The organism is Paenibacillus barengoltzii G22 (assembly GCF_000403375.2).
Classification (GTDB): domain Bacteria; phylum Bacillota; class Bacilli; order Paenibacillales; family Paenibacillaceae; genus Fontibacillus; species Fontibacillus barengoltzii.
In genome coordinates this window covers 570,310-594,523 of sequence record NZ_KE159653.1, presented here as the reverse complement: position 1 = coordinate 594,523, position 24,214 = coordinate 570,310, and the positions used below count along the sequence as shown (strand labels likewise).

General features: G+C 55.4%; 22 protein-coding genes and 1 pseudogene. 16 read left to right on the top strand and 7 right to left on the bottom strand.

All coding sequences use genetic code 11. The features are described 5' to 3' along the window. The first annotated feature begins 17 nt into the window (after positions 1 to 17). The 3 genes from C812_RS11010 to C812_RS11000 all read left to right on the top strand — a co-directional run bounded on the left by C812_RS11010 (position 18) and on the right by C812_RS11000 (position 3,298). The gene (locus tag C812_RS11010) at positions 18 to 1,418 is read left to right on the top strand and encodes an ammonium transporter (protein WP_016312734.1); all 1,401 of its coding nucleotides are present in this window, start codon (positions 18 to 20) and stop codon (positions 1,416 to 1,418) included. Between the two features lie 72 nt (positions 1,419 to 1,490). Further along, a complete protein-coding gene (locus C812_RS11005) occupies positions 1,491 to 2,564 on the top strand; it encodes a DUF294 nucleotidyltransferase-like domain-containing protein (RefSeq protein WP_036625336.1) in 1,074 nt (357 codons plus the stop codon). After that, positions 2,561 to 3,298, top strand: a complete 738-nt coding sequence (locus C812_RS11000) for an exonuclease domain-containing protein (RefSeq protein ID WP_016312732.1) — start codon at positions 2,561 to 2,563, stop codon at positions 3,296 to 3,298. The genes C812_RS11005 and C812_RS11000 overlap by 4 nt, the downstream gene beginning before the upstream one ends. 12 nt (positions 3,299 to 3,310) lie before the next feature. On the opposite strand, the gene C812_RS21530 is transcribed toward C812_RS11000, so the two are convergent. Further along, the gene (locus C812_RS21530) at positions 3,311 to 3,766 is read right to left on the bottom strand and encodes a M67 family metallopeptidase (RefSeq protein ID WP_016312731.1); all 456 of its coding nucleotides are present in this window, start codon (positions 3,764 to 3,766) and stop codon (positions 3,311 to 3,313) included. Positions 3,767 to 3,903: 137 nt separating this feature from the next. Here C812_RS21530 and C812_RS10990 point away from each other — a divergent pair, with 137 nt between their 5' ends. Further along, complete coding sequence (locus C812_RS10990) at positions 3,904 to 4,482, top strand: TlpA family protein disulfide reductase (protein WP_016312730.1); 579 nt, start codon at positions 3,904 to 3,906, stop codon at positions 4,480 to 4,482. Positions 4,483 to 4,547: 65 nt separating this feature from the next. Here C812_RS10990 and cimA read toward each other — a convergent pair whose 3' ends face one another. After that, entirely contained in the window at positions 4,548 to 6,167 is a 1,620-nt protein-coding gene (gene cimA / locus C812_RS10985) for a citramalate synthase (protein ID WP_009222800.1), read from the bottom strand. 217 nt (positions 6,168 to 6,384) lie between these two features. Between cimA and C812_RS10980 the strand changes: the two genes are divergently transcribed. The 3 genes from C812_RS10980 (at position 6,385) to C812_RS10970 (ending at position 9,928) form a co-directional block, all read left to right on the top strand. Further along, positions 6,385 to 7,689, top strand: coding sequence for a DNA polymerase IV (locus C812_RS10980; RefSeq protein ID WP_016312729.1), 1,305 nt, complete (start codon positions 6,385 to 6,387; stop codon positions 7,687 to 7,689). 131 nt (positions 7,690 to 7,820) lie between these two features. Next, positions 7,821 to 8,063, top strand: a complete 243-nt coding sequence (locus C812_RS10975; RefSeq protein WP_009222802.1) for a ferredoxin — start codon at positions 7,821 to 7,823, stop codon at positions 8,061 to 8,063. A gap of 392 nt (positions 8,064 to 8,455) precedes the next feature. Further along, entirely contained in the window at positions 8,456 to 9,928 is a 1,473-nt protein-coding gene (locus C812_RS10970) for a L,D-transpeptidase (RefSeq protein WP_016312728.1), read from the top strand. A 1-nt stretch (position 9,929) separates the two neighbouring features. On the opposite strand, the gene C812_RS22955 is transcribed toward C812_RS10970, so the two are convergent. After that, positions 9,930 to 10,061 (bottom strand): hypothetical protein, encoded by a 132-nt coding sequence (locus tag C812_RS22955; RefSeq protein ID WP_016312727.1) that lies wholly within the window; start codon positions 10,059 to 10,061, stop codon positions 9,930 to 9,932. A 200-nt stretch (positions 10,062 to 10,261) separates the two neighbouring features. On the opposite strand from C812_RS22955, the gene C812_RS10965 reads away from it, so the two are divergent. From C812_RS10965 to C812_RS10940, 6 genes are all read left to right on the top strand, one after another. Continuing rightward, positions 10,262 to 11,356 carry a quinone-dependent dihydroorotate dehydrogenase gene (locus C812_RS10965; protein WP_016312726.1) on the top strand — a complete coding sequence of 365 codons (1,095 nt, stop codon included), beginning with the start codon at positions 10,262 to 10,264 and terminating at the stop codon, positions 11,354 to 11,356. 51 nt (positions 11,357 to 11,407) lie between these two features. After that, positions 11,408 to 12,223, top strand: a complete 816-nt coding sequence (gene yjbM, locus C812_RS10960; protein WP_009222805.1) for a GTP diphosphokinase — start codon at positions 11,408 to 11,410, stop codon at positions 12,221 to 12,223. Beyond that, on the top strand, positions 12,213 to 12,704 hold the full coding sequence (locus tag C812_RS10955; protein WP_016312725.1) for a DUF309 domain-containing protein: 492 nt from the start codon (positions 12,213 to 12,215) through the stop codon (positions 12,702 to 12,704). The genes yjbM and C812_RS10955 overlap by 11 nt, the downstream gene beginning before the upstream one ends. Before the next feature lie 104 nt (positions 12,705 to 12,808). Next, positions 12,809 to 14,350 carry an RsmB/NOP family class I SAM-dependent RNA methyltransferase gene (locus tag C812_RS10950; protein WP_036625088.1) on the top strand — a complete coding sequence of 514 codons (1,542 nt, stop codon included), beginning with the start codon at positions 12,809 to 12,811 and terminating at the stop codon, positions 14,348 to 14,350. A 1-nt stretch (position 14,351) separates the two neighbouring features. Beyond that, positions 14,352 to 15,137: a pseudouridine synthase gene (locus C812_RS10945; RefSeq protein ID WP_016312723.1), complete on the top strand. Its 786-nt coding sequence runs from the start codon at positions 14,352 to 14,354 to the stop codon at positions 15,135 to 15,137. A 611-nt stretch (positions 15,138 to 15,748) separates the two neighbouring features. Continuing rightward, positions 15,749 to 16,552 (top strand): Cof-type HAD-IIB family hydrolase, encoded by an 804-nt coding sequence (locus tag C812_RS10940; RefSeq protein WP_016312722.1) that lies wholly within the window; start codon positions 15,749 to 15,751, stop codon positions 16,550 to 16,552. A 64-nt stretch (positions 16,553 to 16,616) separates the two neighbouring features. Here the strand turns inward: C812_RS10940 and C812_RS10935 are convergent, their stop codons facing one another. From C812_RS10935 to C812_RS10925, 4 genes are all read right to left on the bottom strand, one after another. Beyond that, positions 16,617 to 17,891, bottom strand: a complete 1,275-nt coding sequence (locus tag C812_RS10935) for an MFS transporter (RefSeq protein ID WP_016312721.1) — start codon at positions 17,889 to 17,891, stop codon at positions 16,617 to 16,619. 139 nt (positions 17,892 to 18,030) lie between these two features. After that, positions 18,031 to 18,615: a DUF2087 domain-containing protein gene (locus C812_RS10930; RefSeq protein WP_009222811.1), complete on the bottom strand. Its 585-nt coding sequence runs from the start codon at positions 18,613 to 18,615 to the stop codon at positions 18,031 to 18,033. 137 nt (positions 18,616 to 18,752) lie between these two features. Next, positions 18,753 to 18,848 carry a hypothetical protein gene (locus C812_RS22695; RefSeq protein WP_009222812.1) on the bottom strand — a complete coding sequence of 32 codons (96 nt, stop codon included), beginning with the start codon at positions 18,846 to 18,848 and terminating at the stop codon, positions 18,753 to 18,755. 126 nt (positions 18,849 to 18,974) lie between these two features. Beyond that, on the bottom strand, positions 18,975 to 20,411 hold the full coding sequence (locus tag C812_RS10925; protein ID WP_016312720.1) for an RsmB/NOP family class I SAM-dependent RNA methyltransferase: 1,437 nt from the start codon (positions 20,409 to 20,411) through the stop codon (positions 18,975 to 18,977). A 227-nt stretch (positions 20,412 to 20,638) separates the two neighbouring features. Between C812_RS10925 and C812_RS10920 the strand changes: the two genes are divergently transcribed. The 3 genes and pseudogenes from C812_RS10920 to C812_RS22845 form a co-directional block, all read left to right on the top strand. Further along, on the top strand, positions 20,639 to 21,760 hold the full coding sequence (locus tag C812_RS10920) for a glycosyltransferase family 4 protein (protein WP_016312719.1): 1,122 nt from the start codon (positions 20,639 to 20,641) through the stop codon (positions 21,758 to 21,760). A gap of 18 nt (positions 21,761 to 21,778) precedes the next feature. Continuing rightward, positions 21,779 to 23,110 carry a metallophosphoesterase family protein gene (locus tag C812_RS10915; RefSeq protein WP_036625085.1) on the top strand — a complete coding sequence of 444 codons (1,332 nt, stop codon included), beginning with the start codon at positions 21,779 to 21,781 and terminating at the stop codon, positions 23,108 to 23,110. After that, a pseudogene (locus tag C812_RS22845) lies at positions 23,107 to 23,781 on the top strand (AAA family ATPase); the annotation flags it as partial. The gene C812_RS10915 and the pseudogene C812_RS22845, both read left to right, overlap by 4 nt. Positions 23,782 to 24,214 lie beyond the last annotated feature (433 nt).

The following is a 24,214-nucleotide window of genomic DNA, read 5'->3' as shown; positions in this document are numbered from 1 at the left end:
TTGGGGGAGTGTTCAAAATGAAGAAGAAGTGGCTTTACGGGGTACTCATTTTTCTTGCATCGTTTGCGTTTCCGGTCTCGGCGTTCGCAGCGGAGGGAGAGGTTACCGCTCCGGTTCTGGAGCTGGGCCTGAACTCGCTTTTCGTATTCGTCGCAGCCATGCTCGTATTCTTCATGCAAGCAGGCTTTGCTCTTCTTGAAGCGGGTACAGTTCGGATGAAGAACGCCGGACACGTTGCAGGTAAAACCGTCCTCACCTTGGGGATTGCTATTCTTGCTTGGTGGCTGATTGGTTTTGGCTTCGCTTTTGGCGACGGCAACAGCTTCCTAGGTACAACCGGGTTCTTTTTTGGAGGAGAAGGGGATATCGGTTCGTTCAGTGTATTTGCTGAAATCGGCGTACCATTAAATCTGATGTTCCTGTTCCAAATGGCGTTTGCAGCAGTATCGCTGGCGATCGCCTGCGGCGGGATGGCAGAACGTGCCAAACTCAGTGTCTACATTATCTTCGGAACAATCTTTATCGTATTGATTTATCCAATTGTCGCTCACTGGGTATGGGGCGGCGGCTGGCTTGGTAACTTGGGAATGCAAGACTACGCTGGTTCGACGGTAGTTCACTTAACGGGTGCTACAGCGGCGCTTGCAGCAACGATTCTGCTGAAACCGCGTCTTGGTAAATACAATAAAGACGGTAAACCGAACAACATTCCAGGTCATAACCAAGTGTTGACGGTACTCGGTGTTATCATTTTGTGGATTGGCTGGTTTGGTTTCAACCCAGGTAGTGCATTAACTCCTTTGGGTGATGGATTCTTCGGTTATGTCTTGATGACAACGAACCTGGCTGCTGCAGCTGGTGCAGTTGCTGCATTGCTGATCTCCTGGGCAGTTCTGGGCAAGTCGGATATTCCAAGCATGCTGAACGGCGTGCTGGCGGCTCTCGTAGCGATTACTGGTTCTTGTGCTTTCGTTGATGCTTGGGCTTCCGTAATCATCGGTGCGGTTGCAGGGATCTTGACCTTCTTTACCGCTAGATGGTTTGAACGTGCTGGTGTGGATGATCCGATTTATGCCTTCTCCGTACACGGGATCGCCGGGGTATGGGGTGCGGTTTCCACCGGTCTCTTCGCAACGCCGGAGCTGGCTGAGACTACAGGTGTAGGTAAAGCAGGCTTGTTCTACGGCGGTGGTTTTGGGCAATTAGGGGTTCAAGTGTTGGGTGTTATCGGGACTTTCGCTTTCGTACTGGTACTGTCGTTCCTGATTCTCGGAATTATGAAATGGACGATGGGGCTTCGCGTTACAGAAGAAGAAGAAACGATGGGTCTGGATATCAGTGAACATGGTACTTATGGGTATCCGGAGCAAATGAGCTTACTGAACAAAACAACTTCGTCTGGTATTCCTGCGGAATAATTGAAGACAGAGATCCTGGCGTGAGGCGTCCGGAAGAGAAAGGAAGTTGGGCTTATGAGTCATGAGACGGCCATGAACAACGCAAATTTAGACGCGATTCGGTCCGCCGCAACTCCCGGTTCGCTAAGAGCGGCCAGAATCGATGAGCAGAATCGCTTGTACAGCAAACTGACAACGATGCCGATTCAGGATTGGAACCGTGAAGTCTCGGACCTACATGATGCCGTCATGACCCAAGCTTGCCGATGCTGTGAAGAAGAAATGATCCAGGAGGGCTTCGGCCCTCCTCCTTCGCATTATGCCTTTATTGCGTTTGGAAGCGCCGGTCGGGCGGAACCCACGTTATGGAGCGACCAAGATAACGGTTTGATTTACGGGGATGGTGATGCGGATCAGCTGGAAGTCTACTTTGAGCGCTTTGGTGAGAAGCTGTCAGAGATTCTCGAGCAGGTTGGTTATCCCCCATGTCCGGGCAAGGTGATGGTGTCCAATCCGTTATGGCGGGGCAACCTTGACGCGTGGGAGAAACAACTGCTGGAATGGCGAGATATTTTGGCTTGGGAACAGGTTCGTTACTTGATGATTGCCGCCGATTTGCGCCATATCTGCGGGGATGCGAATCTAACCGATGGCTTGCGCAAGACGATGAAGCGGATTATGGAGGCGGATCAAGGCGGTGAACGCGATGTGGTGACGGCCATTTTGCGGAATACTGTCCGTCACAAAGCGGCACTAAATGTGTTGGGGCAAGTGATCACAGAGCAAAGCGGTGAACATGCCGGGGAATTTGACGTGAAATACGGGCTGTACATCCCGATCGTGAACGCCGTACGTTACTTGGCTTTGCAATACGGGATCGAAGCCTCGAACACTTGGGAACGGATTGCTCAACTTCTTCAGCTTGAGGCTGTTCCGACACGGTGGCTGGAGTCGTGCAGCCGCGCGTTTAATACGGCGGTGAAGCTAAGATCGCTTGTATCACCGGTCATCGAAGACGGCTTGCTCACGGGTTCTCATTACCTGCCCCAAGAAATGCTAAAACAGAAAGAGCTCCGGCGCGAGCTGCGGGAATCGCTCAGTACGGTCAAGGTCATGTACCGCACACTCCAAAGGCAGCACCGGTATGCGGAAAGGAAATGGTTATGAAAGAACCGATGAAGGGAAATGGTGGTTTTTGGGATGCTTTTAAGGGCGGCGGAGTGTCGCCAAGGATCGCCTCGATGCTTGGTGCCCCCAGCGCACAGCAAATCGCTTTCGTTCGTTCATTAACCAAAGGACAGCGCCGTCCGGAGACGCTTCACGTTCCGCTGGCTGAATTGAAAACGGCCGTCTTCGATTTGGAGACTACGGGATTTCATTACCATTATGGTGATGAAATCTTGTCCTTTGGAGCCATAAAAGTGGAGGGGGAGCGAATCACCGATGAGGTGTATTACTCGTTGGCCAAACCGGCTTGCCAAATTCCTGAGCGAATCATTGAACTAACTGGAATTACGCCGGAGATGGCTCAGTCAGCTCCATCCTTGCTGGAGGCGTTGCGCGAATTTATGGCATTCGTGGATGACCGGGTGTTGGTTGCCCACGGCAGTGCCCATGACAAAGCTTTTTTGGATGTGGCGTTATGGAAGACCACCAAAGCTCATCTCGGGCATCGGGTGCTGGACACGATGATGATCGCCCGGAAGCTGGAACCGGACCGGCGTATCTCTGGCAGCCTGGACGATTGGCTGGCCGTGTACGAGATTCCAGTAACGAAGCGACACCACGCATTGGAAGACTCCAAGATGACAGCTCAGCTGTGGACCGCGTTAATCCAACGGTTGAAAGAACAAAACGTGATTACTTTGGGAGATCTGTACACCTTCTTAAGCCGAACGTAAGCCTTTGCTGGCCTAGTTTTCACGTAACTTGATGGGCAGCAGACGATAACCTCCTGAATAAGCACTTATCCCATACGCGTGTAGCATGAAGCCGTCCGGTTCGCCGGGCGGCTTATCGTTTGATGGATTCATCCGACCACCAATTAGGTACAATTGAAGGCGATCGGCAAAATTCGGAAGCTGACGCAAATCCTCTGACGATGGCTGCGGCGGTGAAGTGGGGTGGGTGTGGTAGACGCCAATCAATCGCGGATCAAAGCAACTGCGAACCCAGATGGCGGGGTCGAGTTCAAAAGCGTGCAACGGAATCTGCGAATGGTTCGCCACAGGAAGATAACGTTCAATGGTGCCGATGCGGCCGTTCAGCGATCCAAACAGCAGCCCGCAGGCTTCCTCCGGGTAACGATCTTGCCCATCTTGCAGCATTTCGTCACGAATATGCGGCGGCAAAATCCAGGATTGATTCATTTTGCATGCTCCCGTCGTGATAGGTTAGAGTTCACCTTTTTCTCGATCCATTGTAACAAATCGTTAAAAAAGGGTACAATAATTACGGTAAACATAATCTTCAAAACCAGATGAGGTCATAAAAGGACGGGCAAAAGATGAAACGGAATCGATGGATACTTGCCGGGTTGCTAGTGTTGCTGGTTATCGCTCTGCTGGACCGTGGGGGACAGGAGGGCTGGTTTGGCAGCTTCCTCAGCGGCTCTAAGGGAGACAATAACGAACCTTCGCTTGGCGCCATGGCAGCCGAAGGGGCTCCGAAGCCAGGGACGACTGCGCCAACGTTCGAGTTAACCGGTTTGGATGGCAAGACGTATGAGGTTGGGGGCAAGCGGAATAAAGTGCTGCTTCTGAACTTCTGGGCGTCCTGGTGCGATCCGTGTAAGGAGGAAGCGCCTGAGCTAAAGGCGTTATCTGAGAAATACAAGGATTCACTGGACATCTATGCCGTGAACGTTACATTATACGATAACCTGGATGAGGCCAAGGCCTTCGTCAAAAAATATGGCTACACCTTCCCGGTTCTCTTGGATGAAAAAGAGGAGCTTTACCGGAAGTATAATGGTATTGCCTTTCCGACCAACGTGCTGATTGACGAACAAGGCGTGATTCGAGACGTCATCGTCGGAGTCATTTCGCCGGAAGAGTTAGAAGCCAAGATCAAAAGCTTGATATAGCACAGAAAAAAGCCCGAATCACCGTGAGTAACGGAGATTTGGGCTTTTCGCATAAGAGATGGCGTTTAATGGTTGACGAGTCCCCATCCGGCGGAAGGAATCTCTTCGTAGTCCTCCCGTTTCGTCTGTCCCAGCAGCGCGTAACGGATGGAGTCCACTAGCGCTTCCCAGCTCGCTTCGATGACGTTGCTGGACACGCCAACGGTATTCCAGGAATTGTGATAATCCTGGGATTCGATCAATACACGTACCTTCGATGCGGTAGCATCTTTGTCGTCGAGGACGCGCACCTTGTAGTCCGACAAATGCATATCCTTCAAGCCTGGGTAATAGGTAATCAAGGCTTTGCGAAGCGCATTGTCGAGGGCGTTAACCGGACCGTTGCCTTCGGCCGCGGTGTAGACGCTGACTCCGTCAATCTTCAGCTTGACGAAGGCTTCAGAAACAACTGGACGGTCAGCGGTCTTCTCAACGAGCATCTTAAACGATTCGAAGACGAACAGTTCCTTCATATCGCCATTCGCCTGACGCAACAGCAATTCAAGCGAGGCGTCAGCGCCTTCGAATTGATACCCTTGATGCTCCAGTTCTTTAATCTTGGCGATAACTTGTTTGGTGTTCTCGTTCTCCGGATTGAACTCGATTCCCATCTCCTGCGCTTTGGACAGGATGTTGCTTTGTCCGGCCAATTCGGAGACGAGCACGCGCTGACGGTTACCGACCAGTTCGGGAGCGATGTGTTCATACGTCCGTGAATCGCGAAGGATGGCCGAGACGTGAATGCCTCCTTTATGGGCGAACGCGGCGTTCCCGACATACGGCTGGTTGACCGGCATATGCACGTTGGCGATCTCACTGATGTAACGGGCGGTATTGGTCAGTTGCTTTAACCGGTCAGGTTCAAGCACTTCGTAGCCGAGCTTTAGCTGCAGATTTGGAATAATCGAGCAGAGGTTGGCATTCCCGCAGCGCTCCCCGTATCCATTCATCGTCCCTTGGATTTGGCTTACGCCGGCACGGACGGCACTAAGCGAGTTGGCGACGGCCAGCTCACAGTCGTTGTGGGTATGGATGCCCAGCTTCGAGCCGGGAATGACTTGGCACAATGCGCTGACAATATCATACACCTCGTGCGGCATAGTGCCGCCGTTTGTGTCACACATGACCAGCCAGTCTGCGCCAGCCTCTTCCGCTTTGCGTAAGACAGAGAGGGCGTATTCCGGATTGTTCTTATACCCGTCAAAAAAATGTTCCGCGTCAAAAATGACCTCGAGCCCTTGCCGCTTCAGATAAGCGATCGAATCGAAGATCATGGCGAGGTTTTCCTCTAACGTCGTTTGCAGCGCGGTATGCACATGGAAATCCCACGATTTACCAACCAGCGTCGCAGCTGGAACACCGGCTTCGATCATCCGATTAAGGTTAGCATCATGTTCGGCTAGGCTGTCTTTTCGGCGTGTACTGCCAAAAGCTGTAATCTTGGCCTGCAGCTTCAGCTCCTTGACCCGCTTAAAAAATTCGATGTCCTTCCCGTTACTGCCCGGAATTCCACCTTCAATATAATGGACCCCAAGGTAATCCAGCTTTTTGGCGATCTTCAGCTTATCGTCCGCCGACAGGCTGATGCCCTCGCCTTGGGTACCGTCTCGCAAGGTTGTGTCGAAGATGGATATTGGCTTTGACATGATCGAAGTATCCCCCTTTAGCAATGGATGAGGGTGGTTAGCTCTCCCCGAATGTTTAGTTTTTAATTAATAATTATAACATCAACATGTTAAATGTAACATGCTTTTTTGAGAGAACAGAAAGTATAAACTTCTTGCTCCTTAGCGATATTGACCGACTTTCCGGGGACAGGTATGCTGAACTTAGGAGTAACGTATGATAAACGAGGGGTAGGAAATGAGAGATACCGCTGATTTTTACCCGGCGCGGGGTAGAGTCATTTTACATGTCGATATGAACGCTTTTTATTGCTCGGTTCATGAGGCGGAGGAGCCGGACAAATATCGGAACCGTCCTACGGCGGTAGCGGGAAGCGTGGAGCTGCGCAAAGGAGTAATCGTCACCTGCTCGTATACCGCGCGCAGAATGGGAGTCTCGACCGGAATGACCGTCAGCCAGGGGCTGAAGAAATGTCCTGAGCTAATCGTCATCCAGCCGGATTTCCATCTATACCGCAAATATTCCCGGGCGTTTATGGACATTGCGTACGAATACACGCCGCTCCTTCAAGCGGTTTCCATCGATGAATGTTATCTCGATATTACCGGCTCCAAGCAATTTGGGACCCCGCTTGAAATTGCCAATCAAATCCAACAGCGGATCCGTGAAGAACTAGGCCTTCCCTGTTCGATTGGGATTGCGCCGAACAAGCTGCTAGCCAAGATGGCCTCAGATATGAAAAAACCAAACGGGATCACCGTGCTGCGCATCCGGGACGTGCCGAAGCTGCTGTGGGACAAACCGTGCAGCGACTTGTTTGGCATCGGCCGGAAGACGGCCGAGAAGCTGAAGTCGATGCGAATCTATACGATCGGGCAGTTGGCGGCTGCCGACGAACGCAAGCTGATCGAGCGGTTTGGGGTGGCCGGTGCTTGGATGAAGCAGGCGGCGAACGGCAGGGACGATTCGCCGGTGAGCGATGAGCGCGAGCGGAATAAATCAATTGGCCATACGACCACCCTTCCGCGGGATATCAGCCGGATGGAGGACGTGCAACGCGTGCTGTTGAACATCGCCGATCAAGTTGCGCGTCGGCTGCGGCGGCAAAATCTGATGGCCCAGACGATCCAGATTACGATCCGCACCCCGGACATGAAGACGATCACCCGCTCGCAAAGTTTGGATACCGTCACCGAACAAGCGGAAGTGATTTACCGGGAAGCCTGTGAGTTGTACCGCCGCCATTGGAGCGAAGATAAGCCGGTTCGACTCCTAGGAATCACTTTGCAAAATTTGGTTCCCAGGGAGGAATCGGCGTTGCAACTGGATCTGTTTGATTATGAGCGGCAGCCCAAAAAAGAGTCATTAACGCGAACAATGGACATGCTAAGAGATAAGTTCGGAGAAGATGCTGTGCTGACGGCAGGAATGTTGACCGATGATCCCTCGGCATTAATTCGCAATCATCGCATTCGCGGAACTTCGTTGCAAACCGACTTCCTTCGCCAGAACCGGGACGAAGAGGACGACCCTGCTCGTTGAAGGAATTATCACCTATCGGGATTGGAATAATACGGAAAATGAATTGAAATTGTAAACTATTTATATTATATTGATCATGGTGTTATAAAAAGCACCGGACTCGTACCGTTTATTCAGGAGGCAGATAAGAGATGGCGAAATATACTTGGGTTGAGAAGGACACATGTATCGCTTGCGGCGCTTGCGGCGCAACAGCACCGGATATCTACGATTATGACGATGAGGGTTTGGCCGAAGTAATTTACGGCAATGACGGCAACCGCGGGATCACGGAGATTCCGGAAGATCTGTACGACGATCTCCAAGACGCTTGCGACGGCTGCCCAACGGATTCCATCAAAGTTGCAGATGAGCCATTTAATAAAGAAGGCTAAGCCTTTGGAATAACTGCTCAAGGAACGCCCTGCGCCGATTTTGGCGAGGGCGTTCTTTTTTTACGGCGGTCAGGTAGCTTTGTTTGGTGCTTTTGCAGGATTATCCCGTTCGCTCAGGTCTTCGTCCTCCTTCCTATGAGCTATCCTATTGGATCAGAATGAATAGGAATTTGCCTTCCAACAGAATGGGTTCTGAACGAAAGGGATAATCGTGCAAAAGAGCTGTCCAGCCTACGACAGGAGTCCGGCAGCATTTTGATCATGAGGCCTGCTTGCTGGGTACATAGTCGCGAAATTTTGAGATTGGTGAAAACTGGGTAAGGAACGGTATTGTTTTTGCCGATATAAGTAATGAAAGGGATTTCTCAACGACTCTCTAATTGGAGGAACTGATGGGGAACTCGGCTTACCTTAAAAAATATGTGGAAAACCACCCACATAATAAAATGGCTTGGTATCTGCTAGGTAAAGAATATGAAGCAAGCGGGCAAGCGGGGAAAGCCCGCTATTGCTATATTCAGGCGGGCAACGTGTACGAGGCGTTTGAATCCAGCAAAATTCCGCTGCCAGAGGAAGTACTGGCCGGTTATAAAGAAGGGCTGTTGCAGGAGTCGCACCGCAAGGAGAAACGAAGCCGCTTCCTGCGCAAGCTCAGTCTTGCGCTGCTTCTTGCGCTGCTGATGTGGATTCCCTCGGCGGCTCACGCGCCGGGGGAGGGGGATCGACAGGCGGCGGTGCCCGTGAACGCCGTCGATGCAGGTGCCAGTGACGATGCCGACAACGAGGAGGCATCGGAGGAACCGCTGAAGCCCGCCGGGGATGAGGCGGGCGGAGGCGCGCCTGCGGGAACGCCGGCTTTCGCGGAGCCGGCGTTCACCGCCATCGGCTTCGCCGGCGACCCTGCCGGGACGCAGGCGGCCGCCGTAAGCGGTTTGCTCGCGCTGCAGCAGCAAACCGCAACCCCTCTGCTCCATGCCGTAGCGCTGGGCATGGAGCAGGCCGGCGACTGGCTGGTCTGGTCGGACGACCTGCCAGTCGCGTATGGCTTGGAGCAGCGTCCGGCCGTGGGGCGGACGGCGCTCCAAGCCTATGATGCGCGCGCGTGCGAATGCGCGCCGCCGGATTCAGCCGCGCTGCAACAGCGCGCGCGGCAGTGGATCCCGCAGCAGGAATCGCTGGGCGTGCTTGCCTCGGCGATGATCCACTACAAGCAGGCGAACGGGGCATGGCCTGCGAGCCTGCAAGACCTGGCCGGGCCATATCCCGACAACTGGATTGCCGGAACCGATCCGACCATGGAGCAGGCGTTTCAGCCGTTGCTTGCACAGTTAAAACGCAAAGGCGTTGACGGCGCAACCGGAAATGCGAATGGGCAAGAAGAGCTCGCGAAGGGGATGGCACCGGGGCAGCAGCCTTTTTTTGCCGAACCTTATGAAATGATCGTCGATACGGACACGCACACTTTGGCAGTGGTCAGCGGTAACGTCTTGATTCGAAGTTATCCCGTTGGATTGGGCGGCTCGCAGACACCGGTGGGTACGTTTGTTATTTCTGAAAAAGTGATCAACCCGAACGGGAAGGATAACGGCGAATTTGGCAGCCGCGGCATGCAGCTATCCGATACGAACTACGCGATTCACGGAACAAATGAGCCGGATAGTATTGGAAAGGATGAGTCGTTAGGTTGCGTCCGGATGGGGAAGAAGGATGTGGAGGAGCTGTTTGATTTGGTTCCGAAGGGAACGAAGGTGAGGATTGGGAAGGGGATTTTGCCGAAGCTGAAGAACGTCCCGGAGGAGCGTTTCGCCCTGGGCGATAGACAGGATCAGACTAATCCCCACCGCACTTACCATTGGCTGAACTAGCTTAGGTTACAATCAAAAGGACGGTAGTCACGATGACCAGCGCGGCAACGATGGATATGGACCAGATGAGCGCTTTCTTGTTGACTTCGTCCTTTTTCTTCTGGAGTGTAGGCGGCATGCGCTTGGCAGACATGATCATTTCCCCTCTCTAACCTAGTTTTAAGCGATATTAGAGGTGCTTTCCCCCTTATTGTAATGGCTTTCACGGCAAAATTCCATCACCTTGTTGTATCTTTCACGTGGCATATAGGTTAAACTTTTCTTTTCCAGCGGAAACAGCTAAACTGATATTAGCAAAAATGCAAAGCGTAAGATCGGAGTGAACTGTACAACGTGTTGTATCGCACATTGGGAAAACCGGTATTTTTTCGGATGGATCCGGAGAATGCCCATCATCTCGTTATCAACGGATTACATACTGCTGCTGCCGTTCCTGGAATGCTGCCGCTCTTGCGCGGAATGTACGGCGTGCCGGAAGCTCCGGAGCTCGCGACGGATTTATTTGGAATTCATTTTCCTTCCCCGGTGGGGTTAGCTGCCGGTCTTGATAAAAATGCCGACGCGGTGCCTGGTTTCTCCGCCATCGGATTCGGATTTATGGAAGTAGGTACGGTCACGCCGCTGGGACAGCCCGGCAATGATCGTCCAAGGTTGTTTCGCTTGCCTTCGGACGAAGCGTTGATTAACCGGATGGGCTTTAATAATCGCGGAACGGAGGCGATGGCACAGCGTCTAAAGGCGCTGAAGCACCGCCCGATTCCGATTGCCGTCAACATTGGCAAAAATAAAATCACACCCAACGAAGAAGCCTATCGGGATTACGAGAAATGTATTTCGGATTTATACGAATACGCCGATTTCTTCGTTGTGAACATCAGTTCACCAAATACGCCGGACTTACGTAAATTGCAGCATGGCAATGAGTTAGCTTCGCTGCTGACTGCAGTAACGGATCGGATGACGGCCGAAGCGAAGCGGCATGGCAAATCCAAAGCAGTGCTGGTTAAAATCGCGCCGGATGTAAGCTTTGATGAGCTGGAATATATGGTCGACACCATTCGCAATAGCGGCGTTTCCGGCATAATCGCCACCAATACGACGTTGTCGCGGGACGGCCTCACGCACCAGAACGCTCGGGAAACTGGAGGCTTAAGCGGAAAACCGCTGAACGCGCGATCCACAGAGATCATCTCGCGCGTGTATCGGCAAACGGAAGGCCGATTGCCGATTATCGGATCGGGTGGGATTTTCACAGCGGAAGATGCCTATGCCAAAATCCGGGCTGGCGCCAGCTTAGTCGAAATCTACACTGCGTTGATCTACGAAGGCCCGGAAATCAACCGCAAACTGCATCGCGGCTTGCGGGAGTTGCTGCGCCGGGACGGCTATCGCCATATCTCCGAGGCGGTTGGGGCGGATCTCCGATAAGCTAAGCCGGCATCGATTCAAGCCGGGGGACAGAAGACAGGAGGCATAAGGATGGACAGTAGAGATTGGGGAACATTTTTGCTTCCATATGAACAAGCGGTAGAAGAACTGAAGGTTAAATTCAAGACGATGCGCGCCGAGCTGAAGAAACGCGAAGAGTATGCGCCGATCGAATTCGTAACCGGACGGGTTAAGAAAATCTCCAGCATTTTGGACAAGGCGAAGCGGTTAAATGTGTCCATGGACAATCTGGAGACCGGAATCGAGGATATCGCGGGCATTCGCATTATGTGTCAGTTCGTTGAGGATATCCGCCGGGTGGCGGAATATATTCGTATGCGTAAGGACCTGAAGGTTCTTTACGAAAAGGACTACATTACAAACTACAAGGAAAGCGGGTATCGCAGCTTCCATATGATCGTGGAATATCCGGTGCAAACCGCGCTGGGTCAAAAGCAAGTGCTGGCCGAAATTCAGATTCGTACGCTGGCGATGAATTTTTGGGCGACGATTGAGCATTCTTTGAACTACAAATATCGGGAAAGTCTGCCTGAAGAAATGCGGGGCCGGCTCAAAAAGGCTGCCGAAGCTGCATTCGTACTGGATAATGAAATGTCGAGCATTCGCCAGGAAATTTTGCAGGCGCAGAAGAGCTTTGAGGACGATTCTAACGTGGTTTCCTCCGTGCTTGCGTCGATTCATCAGCTTTATTTTTACCATCTGGTCAAAGAAGCCATCGAAAGCCAGGATCGGTTTAACCGGTTGTGGGAAGCGAAGGATTTTGATGGGCTGAAGCAGCTGCAGGTCGAACTAAAGGATCTGATCAAGCTGCACAAAAAAGTGGAGGAGCCCGGGGATGAGTTATGAGCCGCTGTTTGTGGCGTATCTCGTATATTTCAACCGTGACCGCGATTACTTCGAGTGCCATGAGGTGCTCGAGGAATTGTGGCTAGAGCAAGGGCATGATCCGCTGTATAAGGGACTTCTGCAGGTCGCTGTCGGATTGTTCCACGCACGGCGCGGCAATTTGTCCGGCGGGCGGAAGATGCTGAAATCCGCTTTAGAGCGGATGGCCCCCTATCCGGAACACACGCTGGGCATCGACCTGGGGAAGCTGCGCCGGGACACGGAAGCGTACGTCCGGCAGCTGACAGAAAGGAGTATTCAAGCTTTTACGTATTACGACCTCACGATCCAGGTGCTGGACCCGGAGTTGGTACGCCTGGTGGCGGAGGCCTTTAGTAACATCGCTCCGAACATTCCGCAGCGGCGTACGCCGCAGCGCGGGGAGAAGCATGCGGAGCGACAGCGGAAGCTGGAACAAAGGAAAGCGCGTGAACAAGGCTGAGAGCGGCCCGTCCCCCGGTGTTGGGGAGACGGGCGTTTTTACGGTATGCCGTTTGCGCAAGGGTGCAACCAACAGGATTGAAACAAAGAATGGATGGGACAAGCATGGCGGTTCAACTACCAGAGGAATTTATAGAACGGATGCGCGGGCTGTTGGGCGAGGAAGAGTTTGCGAACTTTTACGCGTCTTATGACAGTCCTAGATTTGCAGGAATCCGGGTTAATACGCTAAAGATTGATCCGAAGGACTTCAAGGCGATGGTGCCGTTTGATTTGCGGCCGATCCCTTGGTGCCGGACAGGGTACTACATCGAGGAGCAGGCAAAGCCGGGCAAACATCCGTATTATCATGCCGGGCTATATTATATTCAGGAGCCCAGTGCGATGGCGCCGGTGGAACTGCTGGACGTTACTCCCGGAGAGCGGGTGCTCGATCTTTGCGCAGCTCCTGGCGGGAAGTCAACGCAAATCGCAGCGAAGCTGTGCGGACGTGGGATGCTGGTCACCAACGATATCAACACGGAGCGGACGAAGGCGCTCGCCAAGAACATCGAGCTGTACGGGGTTCGAAATGCCGTTGTGCTGGGGGAGTCGCCGGAGCGGATTGCGCGGGCGTTTCCTTCTTTTTTCGATAAGATCCTGATCGATGCGCCTTGCTCGGGCGAGGGCATGTTCCGGAAGGATGAGGATATGGCGCGGAATTGGGAGCCCAATTGGGTTCGGAAATATGCCGACATGCAGCAGGAAATTTTGAACTCGGCTGCGGCCATGCTGGCGCCCGGCGGGAGAATCGTCTATTCTACCTGCACGTTTGCCCCGGAAGAGAATGAAGCGACGATCGCCGAGTTTCTGCTGGAGCATCCGGAATTTCGAGTAGTGCCTTTGGGTTTAGATTATGGTATCGCACCCGGACGGCCGGAGTGGCTTACTTGGCTCGCTGAGCGCGGGGAAGGCAAGGTGTATCCGCCGGAAATCGCCGCACAAACTGCCGGCTGTGGTCGGCTATGGCCGCATCAGGTGGAGGGCGAGGGGCATTTTCTCGCTGTGTTGGAGCGGCAGGGGGAAGAGCAATCCCTGAAGGAAGCCGAAGAAGATCGTAATGTCTCCTCCAAATGGGAAGAGAACTCTCGCGATAAACGGAATTCCCGTCAATCCCATCGCTCCCGTACCGGTGCAGCTCGTGATGCGAAGGCGGTGGACGATCGGGAGGTGCTGGAGAGCTGGCGGGCCTTTGCTCAGGAACAACTCGCCGGAGCGGAATTGCCGGGGGAACCGCTGCTCTTTGGCGGCAACGTCTATTTGTCCCCGCTGGCGAAAGAGCGGCTGGACGGCTTAAAAGTCGTGCGCCCCGGATGGTACGTCGGAACTGTGAAAAATGGGCGTTTGACACCTGGACAACCTTTGGCCACGGCACTGTCTCCGACCGAAGCGGCGCGGGTATTGGACCTCTCTTCTGCGGACGGTGAGGCGATTCGGTATCTGAAAGGTGAGACGCTGCAGGCGGACAAGGAACGGATTCGTTGCCAGGAAGGCGCCAACCCCAAAGGCTATGTGCTGGTCACGGTTGACGGTTACTCGCTGGGCTGGGGCAAATGGCAGGACGGATTGCTGAAGAATGAATATCCCGCCGGGTGGAGGTGGACATAAAATGAGTAAAGGCAAGAAGACGCAGCGCTTGGACAAAATATTAGGCCATCTGGGTTACGGCACCCGGTCGGAGATAAAAAAATACGTTAAACAAGGCCGGGTCACAATCAACGGTGCGGTTGTCAAGGACAGCGGCATGCAATGTGACCCGGAGGTTGATGTTGTGGAGCTGGATGGCGAGCAGATTTTTTACCGCGAATTCGTCTATTTGATGTTACATAAGCCGCCTGGTGTGATCTCAGCCACAGAGGATATGAGAGAGAAAACCGTCATTGATTTGTTGCCGGTGGATTTTCAAGTGTTCTCCCCGTTTCCTGTCGGTCGGTTGGACAAGGATACAGAGGGTCTGCTGCTGTTGACCAACGATGGTCAGCTGGCACACGATCTGTTATCTCCGCGCAAGCATGTGCCGAAAACGTACGAAGCCGTTGTTCTCGGCCATGTGGGAGATCCGGAAGCTGCACGCTTCCGGGAAGGCGTCGAGCTCGACGACGGTTATGTCACCTTGCCCGCTGAGCTGAAGGTGCTGGAGCACCGCGTAGATACCGACGGAACTCCTATCTCACGCATCCAGCTGACGATCTCGGAAGGGAAGTTCCATCAGGTGAAGCGGATGTTCGAAGCCGTTGGCTCGCGGGTGACTTACCTGAAGCGCATATCGATGGGCCCGCTCGTTCTTGACGAGACCCTGCCGCTAGGCGCTTTCCGCGAGCTGACCGAGTCCGAGCTAGAGTCGCTGCGAACTTACAAAAACCCTGCAGCCCCTAAAAAGCAGCCTACAACGTAAAAGCACAATAGTAAGCGAATCCCGCAGGGAGAGCGTCGGGTTTGCAGGAAAGAGATAAAGAAGCACGCAGTAGCACCAACAAACCAGCGGTTTGCGCAACAGTAAGCGAATCCCGAAGGGAGAGCGGTGGGTTTGCAGGAAAGAAATAAAGAAGCACACAGTGGCATCAACAAACCAGCGGTTTGCGCAACAGTAAGCGAATCCCAAAGGGACAGCGGTTTGTTTGCACGGCGTAGAAGGATAAAAAGCCCCGCGTCGCAGTTTTCGTACCAGCAGGAGCGCCTCAAGTAGAGCGTGCCCGCAGGGCGACAAGCGGCTTAGAGCACACAAGTCTGCCCGGGTGCTCCGAGAGAAGCAGAGTTGAGCAGTACGGTTTACCAGGGAACCCGGGAGCGCCAAAAGTTAGACGTACCCGAAGGGGGAAAAGCGTTCCACAAGCCAACCTAAGCGATTCCCCAAAGGGGAGAGCGTGCAGGAGCGCCTCTGTGCCTCCTACGTTCCTCCCCTTTGCGGGAGACCAGAGGGCAGCAGGCCCTCGGGCCCCCTCCCTTACGGTAAGGGAGGGATGGGGAGGGTTGAGACAGAGAGACAGAAAGGAGACCACACCATACATGAAATATAAACTAATTGCTTTGGATGTTGACGGCACGCTGCTGACGGACGACCACGTCCTGACGCCAGGAACGATCGAGACGATCCGCGCCATCGCGGAACAAGGTGCAGAGTTTGTGTTGTGCACCGGCCGGGCTCCTCGGAGCTCGATCCCATATATGCGTGAGATTGGCTTGGGCGGCTACGTCATTTGCCATAACGGTGCAGCTACGGTGGATGTGCGGACCGAGGAGGTTATCCATGAATTTGCGATGAATCCGCACGGGCTGGAGCCGTACATGGAGTATTGCCGCAAACACAACATTCATTTTGACGTGAATACCACTTTTACGTTGTATGTGGAAAATCTGGCCGGGCTGACCCAAGAAACGCTGGACGTGTACCACCAGTTTTTTATGGAACCGGAGGATATGCCAGCCTGGGCAGATTTCACCCAACCGATCGTGAAGTTCACCGCAGCCGGCGGGATGGAGGAGCTGGATCGGGTGTATGCTGACTGGAGTCAGTGGACGCAGGAGTTTAATATGCTGCGCAGCGGCGATTTCTTCATCGACTTGATGCATAAAGACGCCTCGAAAGGAGCGGCCCTGCAGAAGCTGGCGGAAAAACGCGGAATCCCGGCGGAAAACGTGATGGCGATCGGGAATTATTATAACGATATCACGATGCTCACCTATGCCGGACTGGGCGTAGCGATGGACAATTCGCCGCTCGACGTAAAAGCTGCCGCCGATGCCGTCACGGCCTCGAATAACGAGGAAGGCGTGAAGCGGGCGTTGGAGAAATATTGCCTGGAAGCCTAACAGCGTGAACATAGATCAAGCCGAGCCCGGAACCGGGTTCGGCTTTTTTGGTGTCTCTAAGTGGTCAGTCCAAGGACATTTGCGGCGGTGGCTCGGTTTCTTTCAAGGGATGGGCCTTGCGGCGGTGCAGCAGCCAGACCATGGCAACGGAGAAGCCCAGCAAGGTGAGGAGCGTTCCCCCGGCGAACCCCAAGGTTCTAGGCGCTACGGCTTCCAGCAGGAAACCGGAAGCGAGCATGGCGACGCCCATCACGGTATTTTGCAGGGTGGCTAAGCCGCCGAAGAACCGCCCCTGCCATTCACCGGGAATCAGTTGCATCAATACCGTCTCGTTGCAGGCGTTGCCCACGCTGGTGATGACCGCCGATAAGGCCAGCAGCCCAACCAGCAGGAGAAAAGACGGCGATTGGCTGCTGATCACTTGAGAGATTCCTTCCAGTCCAAGGGTGAGGACCGCGGCGGTCCGCATATGACGGGCCATCTTGCCGGCGAGTCCAGAGCCGATCAGCATCCCGGCACCCAGCGCCCCATACAGCAGCCCAATGCCGACGTCTCCCATGTGAAACACTTCAGAGGCGTATACGCTGATCAGCACGTTAAAGATCCCGTCCCCGATCGGCCAAATGGCAAAGACAATCAGCATGATTTGCAAAAAGAAAGTCTGACGTACCAGCCGGCGAAATGTGGTGGATGAGGGCATCGCGGGCTGCGAGCTTGACTTAGCCGCTTCTGCGTCGATCGCGTCTGCTCCGGCTACGGGCTGCGCTGCCGGATTCAAGCGAAGAAGCAGCAGGCCGGAGACGAGGAAGGACAGGGCGTTCAGCACAAAAGATACCTGGCTGCCAACTGCCGCAGCGAGGATGCCGCCCGTGACAGAGCCGCCGATGAGCACAAAGCCCGTCATCGCCTGCTCTAGGCTGTTTACCGCCAGCAGGTTCTCCCGACGGACGAGTCGGGGAATGAGCGACATGCGGGCCGGGGCGTAGATCGCTTCGCCCGCGGACAAGGCAAACGAGCTGACATAGATGATCCAGACGTCTCCGGCATCGTGAACGAGAAGCGGTGTTAATGCAAAAAAGATCCGGACGGCGTCGGTGAAGAGCATGATCGTTTTTTTGGTAAAACGGTCGGCAAGCCACCCGCCAATCGGTCCAAAGACAAGGTAGGGAACGAGGCGAACCGCAAAGGTGATGCCGACGGCCAGACCTGAGCCGGTCAACGATAGCAGCAAACCGAGGACAGCCACCTGACTGAAGCGGTCGCCGATGCCGTTCACCAGACCAGCCGCAAACAGGCGGCGGTAGGAAGGTTCCTGGCGCAGGATTCGTAAAGATTTCATGGGATGAGGCCAACTCCTTTTATACATCTGTCTAATTAAATGATTATCGAATTGCATTCGCGAAAAAAAGGCAATAAGGCGAAAAGGCACGGCCAGCCTTATTGCACGGCGAGATATTCCTGAACCGCTGTAGTTGCAATCAGGATGGGCTCTTGTCCCAGAGCTCCGGCGGGTTCAACTCGTAAATATCATTTTCGCGGTACATGAAATGGTTCATGATAAACTCCCGGCGTATCGTCGCATAATCCTCGTGGTATTGCCGAATATACTCGTTGATTTCTTTTTCCGTATATTTGCGGTGCGGCTCCAGGCCTTTGACGAGACGTTCGAGCACAATCAGCTTCTTCTTGCGTTGGGCTGGCAAGTGCTTAAGGGTGCCGTCTCTGTTAAAGAAGTTGTCCTGGATCGCGGCTTTGCGTGCCGCCGCTTCTTGCTTGTCCTCGGCCGCAGAACTCGCCTTGCCGACTTTTAGAATCGCTTGAGCTTGTTGGGTGAGGCTTTTTTCGTTCAAATAAAAATAAATCGTATTCTTGTCGCGGCGTTCGTACACCAAATCCGCCTCCCTTAACTTGGTCATATGGTGGGTAATCGTCGGCGGCGTGACGCCAAGCTTTCCGGCCAGTGCTTGACCGTGTAACGGGCCGTTTTGAAGCAAGGCGATAATCCGGATCCGGGTCACATCGCCAACAGCTTTATGAAAATGAACTAATCGGTCGAGCTGCATCCTCATCCCTCGCTAATTCGATAATCGTTTAATTAGATGAGTGTATTATTTCACCCTCGGTGGTTTCTTGTCAAGGGATAAAAAAAGAGGTTGGAATCCAGGCCGGATTCCAACCTCTTTACAGGCTCGTTGCTGCATTACACCAGAAGCGAACGGGAAACGATCACGAGCAAGATGAACAGTACCAAAATTGCTGCCGTTGAAGTGAAGCCCCCTCCATGGATTCCACTCATTGTTATTCCTCCCTTACGTCAGGATGGTTTCCCGTTTTTAAAACGAGATAGTTCATTGTATGCAACAAGGAGGTATACGTTTGGACATCCGGCAGGAGTGACCTGCAAATAGGCGCATTCAAAACTTTAATGACGCAATCCTTTGGGCAGGTGATTTTTCAGCTGTCCGCCGCTGGCTTTGCCCCAGCCCAGCGGATGTTGGTCGTCGCCGCAGGCGACGGTCACGAGGTGCCAGCCGCGTAAGGAGGCTGGCACCTCAAGCGTCTCGCCGCGCAGGTAGGCGGCGACGAGCGGCGATTCCGCGTTGAGCGTCCACAGACGCGGGGCGGCTTCATCTGCGCTGAGCGCCATCGCCAGCGCATGGGCGGGCTCAAACCGGCCTTTGCGGACGTCGCCGAGGTGCAGCCCGGCGCGCGGGACTTTCAGGCCGGTTAAGTGTTCCGGCGTCAGCGCCAAACCGCCGCTGGCCGGAAGCAGGTACAGCGCCTCGCCGAACAGAAGCGGGGTGCCTCCGGCGGGAGGCGTGAAGGCAGGAAGCTCGTCCGCCGCCCAAGCGCGGAAGCTGTCCCAGGCTGCTGCGGCGCTGCGCTCGGACGGACCGGAGCGGGCGCCGCGCTTGCGGTCGCGCTCACGTCCGCCGCGGCGGCCGGAGTCAGCTGACTCCCGATTGGCGACAGCAGGGGTGATCGCGGGGGCCTTCTCGTCATGATCCCGTTCGATCAGGGCGACGTAATGGCCTTCCCCTTGTTCGCGGTGCGGCCAAATTCGCTTCTCGGCGATCAGGCGCAGGAACGGGTACTCCGCCAACAGACGGGCGATGGTGTCCTCGTTCTCACGACGGTTAAACGTGCAGGTCGAGTAGGCAAGCCGCCCTCCGGGCTTCAGCATCGCGACCGCGTCCTGCAGGATGTCCCATTGCCGGGAAGCACACAGCTCCACGGCCTCCGGAGACCACTCACTGATCGCGTCGGGATCCTTGCGGAACATCCCCTCGCCGGAGCAAGGGGCATCCAGCATGATGCGGTCAAACGCAAGCGGGAAGCGGGCGGAGAGCGCAGGCGGTGCTGCCTGCGTCACGACGGCGTTCCGAATGCCGAGACGCTCCACGTTTTCCGCTAGAATGCGTGCGCGCTGCGGGTGAATTTCGTTGCTGATCAGCAGACCTTGGCCGGCCATTTTGGCAGCGATTTGGGTTGTCTTGCCGCCGGGGGCAGCCGCTAAATCCAGTACCGTCTGACCGGGCTGCGGGTCAAGCAGCTCCACGGCGGACATCGCGGAGGGCTCCTGAATATAATAGAGACCGGCAGCATGGTAAGGGTGTTTCCCCGGCCGGGTGGATTCCTCGTAATAATAGCCTGTCCCGCACCAAGGTACCGGACGCAAGGCGAACAGCTCCGCGAGCTTGCCAGCCGCCGGGGAGGACGGAGGAATTTTTAACGTATTAAATCTTAGTCCATAGGTGCGAGGCGCATCATAGCTTGCTAGGAATGCCTCGGTCTCGGCCGGGCCGAGCAGGGCCGTTATCGCTTCAACGTAAGAGGTTGGCAGGTATGGATTGCTCATCGTTGTTGCTCCTTCCACAATCTAAAAAAGGCCGTCATAGGCCGGAACATCTATACTTCAGCAGTTTATCATATCCCTTTTTATTCACAAAAGAGGCAGTTGATCAAGCAGTGATTTTTTAATGACTCGTAAAAAAGGGGAATGGATGTTCCTTCCTGCCTATGGCATAATGGAAAAAGAAGCGGATTTAAACGCAAAAAACGTACGACATGCAAAGGAGAAGCACAATGAAACTGCTGCAGGCTTTATTTTTCCCGCCGGAACAGCCCGGTGGCGTATCGTCGATGATTCCGTACCTGCAAGATCGGTTTAATCCTCCACATTGGGAGATGGAGTTGTTTTCACTGCCCAAACGGATCCGTTCGAAGGGGAGCGATCCCGTTATTTTCCATACCTTTGATTGGCAGCAATACGGGGACAGCCCGATCGTCCAAAAATACGTGCAAACCTATCGCGACTATTTGTGGTGGACCAAGCTGCGATTGAAACAGCCGTACGATTTGATTCATGCCCATCACCCGATCGCAGGGCTGGCGATGAAGGAAGTGTTCCCGCAGACGCCGGTGATCCAAAGCATTCACTCGAGTTATGAAAAAGAATTGATTCTCAACGGTCGCATCCGAGAGAACGGGCCGGAGCACCGGTTTCTTACGTCGCTGTACCGCGAGCTGGAGCATCGCACCGATCGGTTGCTCACCGTATCGAAATCTTTTGCCGAGTATTTGGCGCCGTATGTGGACGATCCTGCGGCTATCGGCGTGATCCCGAACGGGTTTGATGAGAAGCGGTTTAAACCGGTCCCTCATGAAAATGAAGTCGCTCAGCTCGTCGCCGTCTGCCGCCTCGTGCCGGCCAAAGGGCTGGACACGTTGCTGCATGCGTGCGCCGAACTGAAGAAGCGCGGCCATAACTATGTGCTGCACATTATTGGCGACGGTCCCATCCGTCAGGAGCTGGAGCAGCTGGCGCAACGATTGGGCATTTATGATGATACGATTTTTTACGGGTATACGCTGCATCCGGAAGAATTTATGCCGTTCTTTGATATTTTCGTATTGCCTTCTCGGGCGGAGGCCTTTGGCAATGTGTTCGCTGAGGCTGCGCTGTGCAGTCTTGCGCTCGTTGGAACGCGGATCGGCGGGATTGCTGAGCAAATTGAGGATGGCGTGAACGGTCTGCTGGTGCCTCCGGAAGATCCGAAGGCGTTGGCTGAAGCGCTGGAGAAAGTGATCGTGGATCCGGATTACCGTTATCAGCTGGCCCGCAGCGGATCGGAGAAGGCGAAAACCCATTATTCGCTGAATCGGGTGGTCCACGAGCTGAAGAAGCTGTACCTGCAATTCAAATAGGAAAGAGTTGTTGTGCGGATGAAAGCCTTTCGTTTTCTACACGCAGCCGATTTGCACCTGGATACCCCTTTTTCGGGGATGTCCGGGGTGCCGGATCGGCTGCGCGAGTTATTGCGGGAATCAACCTTCACTGCGTTCGAGCGAATGATTCGGCTTGCGATCGAGGAAGCCGTTGATTTCGTGGTGATCAGCGGCGATATTTACGACGCATCGGACTCTTCGCTGCGCGCGCAGCTGCGTCTGCGCGAGGGCTGGGACAAGCTGGGAGAGCACGGGATTCCGGTGTATCTGATTCGGGGCAACCATGACCCCTTGTCCGGCCGGAGGCTCAGGTTGGCCTTGCCTGATCATGTGACGGAGTTTGGCCCCAAAGTGGAAAGTGTGACCGCCGTACGGCGCAGCGATGGGGAGCCGGTGGCGGTGCTGACCGGGGCTTCTTATCCAACTCCGGCGGTGCATGAGAACTTGGCGATTCAATATCAGCGCGAGCCAGGCTCGGACCTCTACCACATCGGGCTGCTGCACGGCAACGTGGACGGCCAGGAGGGGCATGACGCATACGCCCCGTGCTCGCTTCGCGATTTGCAGGCCTCGGGATACGATTATTGGGCGCTGGGTCATATCCATAAGCGGCAGACTCTCTGCGATTCACCGTGGGTGGTGTATCCCGGCAACATCCAAGGGCGCAGCTTAAAGGAATCCGGACCAAAGGGCTGCTATTTGGTGGAGGTTGCGGAGAACGGTGAAGCGGAGTTGTCGTTTCGGCGACTCGATCAGGTGTTGTGGCTGGAGAGCCGCTTGTCCATCGACGGGCTGGCAACGGAAGAAGCTTTGAAGCTGAGCCTCGAGGAGCAACTGGACGAGCTGCGGGAGGCCGAGCCGGATCGGATGACGGTCGTTCGGTTGATTTTGACCGGGCGCGGGCCGCTGCACGGGATGCTCCAATCGGGGCCGGAAGCGGCAGAGCTGCTGCAGGAGCTGCGGCGTAAAGAACTGGGACGCTTTGAGGCCGAGGCTGTGGAAGCAAGGCAGGGCGAAGGCATCGTATGGCCGGCCGGCTTCAAGCTGGAAACTGGGGTGGAGCTGGACCGTGAGGGGCTGCTTGCGGAGGACAGCTTCCTCGGTGAGCTGTTCCGGTTAGGAGAACGCACAGCAGCTGAACCTGAACGGGTGGAGGAGTTGGTTGACACCGCGCTGGCGCAGGTGGCAGAGAACCGGCAACTGCGACGGATCTTGCAGGAGCTGAACCCGGAAGCCAAGCGGGAGCTGGTTCGCCGGGCGGAGGAGTTGGCCGCGGCCTTGCTGAATGATGACACGCCGACGTCGCGGGAAGGGAGAAGCGTCTCATGAAGCTGGAACGGATGCAGATCAGCGGCTTTGGCCGTCTGAATGGCCTGGACGTGGAGCTTCCGGGGCAAGTAACGGTGCTGTACGGTCCCAATGAAGCAGGCAAAAGCACGCTGCTGGGCTTTGTCCGGGCGATGCTGTTTGGCATCCCTACCCGGGCGGCTGCGGCTGAACGGTATGAGCCGCTGCGGGGCGGTGCACACGGCGGGGTACTGACGATCCTGGGCGCTGACGGAACGCGCTGGATGATCGAGCGCTATGCGCAGCCGCCGGAGGGACGAAATTTGCCGGGCACGCGCGGCGACCGGCTGCGGATTACGCGCAGCGATGAACAAGGCGGCGTGCGGGAGGCATCGCAAGAGGAAATGCAGCGGAAGCTGCTCGGCGGCATGTCCAAGGCGATGTTTAAGCAGCTGTTCGCCGTGTCGCTGACGGAACTGCAAGAAGTAGGCGCCTTGCAGTCGGAGGAGCTGAGCCGTTACCTGTTCCACGCCGGGATTGGCGGCGGAGCAGCGGTGCTGCGCGGGGAGAAGCGCTTGGTCCAGGACATGGACAAGCTGTATCGGCCGCGCGGGCGCACGCAGGAAATCGCTCAGCTCCTCCAGGCGGTGGAGCGGCTCGAGCGCGAGGCCGAGGCGGCCAAAGCGCTGCTGCCGCGTTACAACGACGTGCTGGAGGAGCTGGAGCGGCTGGCCGCGCAGCTGGCGGAAGCCGAAGCGGCCCGCGCCGCGCGCAGCCGGGAGACGGCCCGGCTGCAGCGAGCGGTAGGCAGCCGGGCCGATTGGCTGCAGCGCGAGGCGCTCCGCGCGGAGCTGGCGGCGCTGCCGCCGGTCGCCCGCTACCCCGCGCAGGGGGCGGCGCGCTGGCAGGCGCTGCAGGCGGAACGCGAGCGCCTGCAGCTGGAGCGCAGCGAGTGGGCCCGGCGGCGGGAGGCGCTGCAGGCGGAGCTGGCGCGGCACCGCCCGGATGCGGCGGTGCTGGCGCAGGAGCCGGCGCTGCGGCAGCTGGCCGGCCTCCTGCCGGGCTACGAGGCCCGGCAGGGCGAGCTCGCCGAGCTGGCGGCGGAAGCGCTGCAGCTCGAGAGGCGGCTGGCCGAGTGCCTGCGCA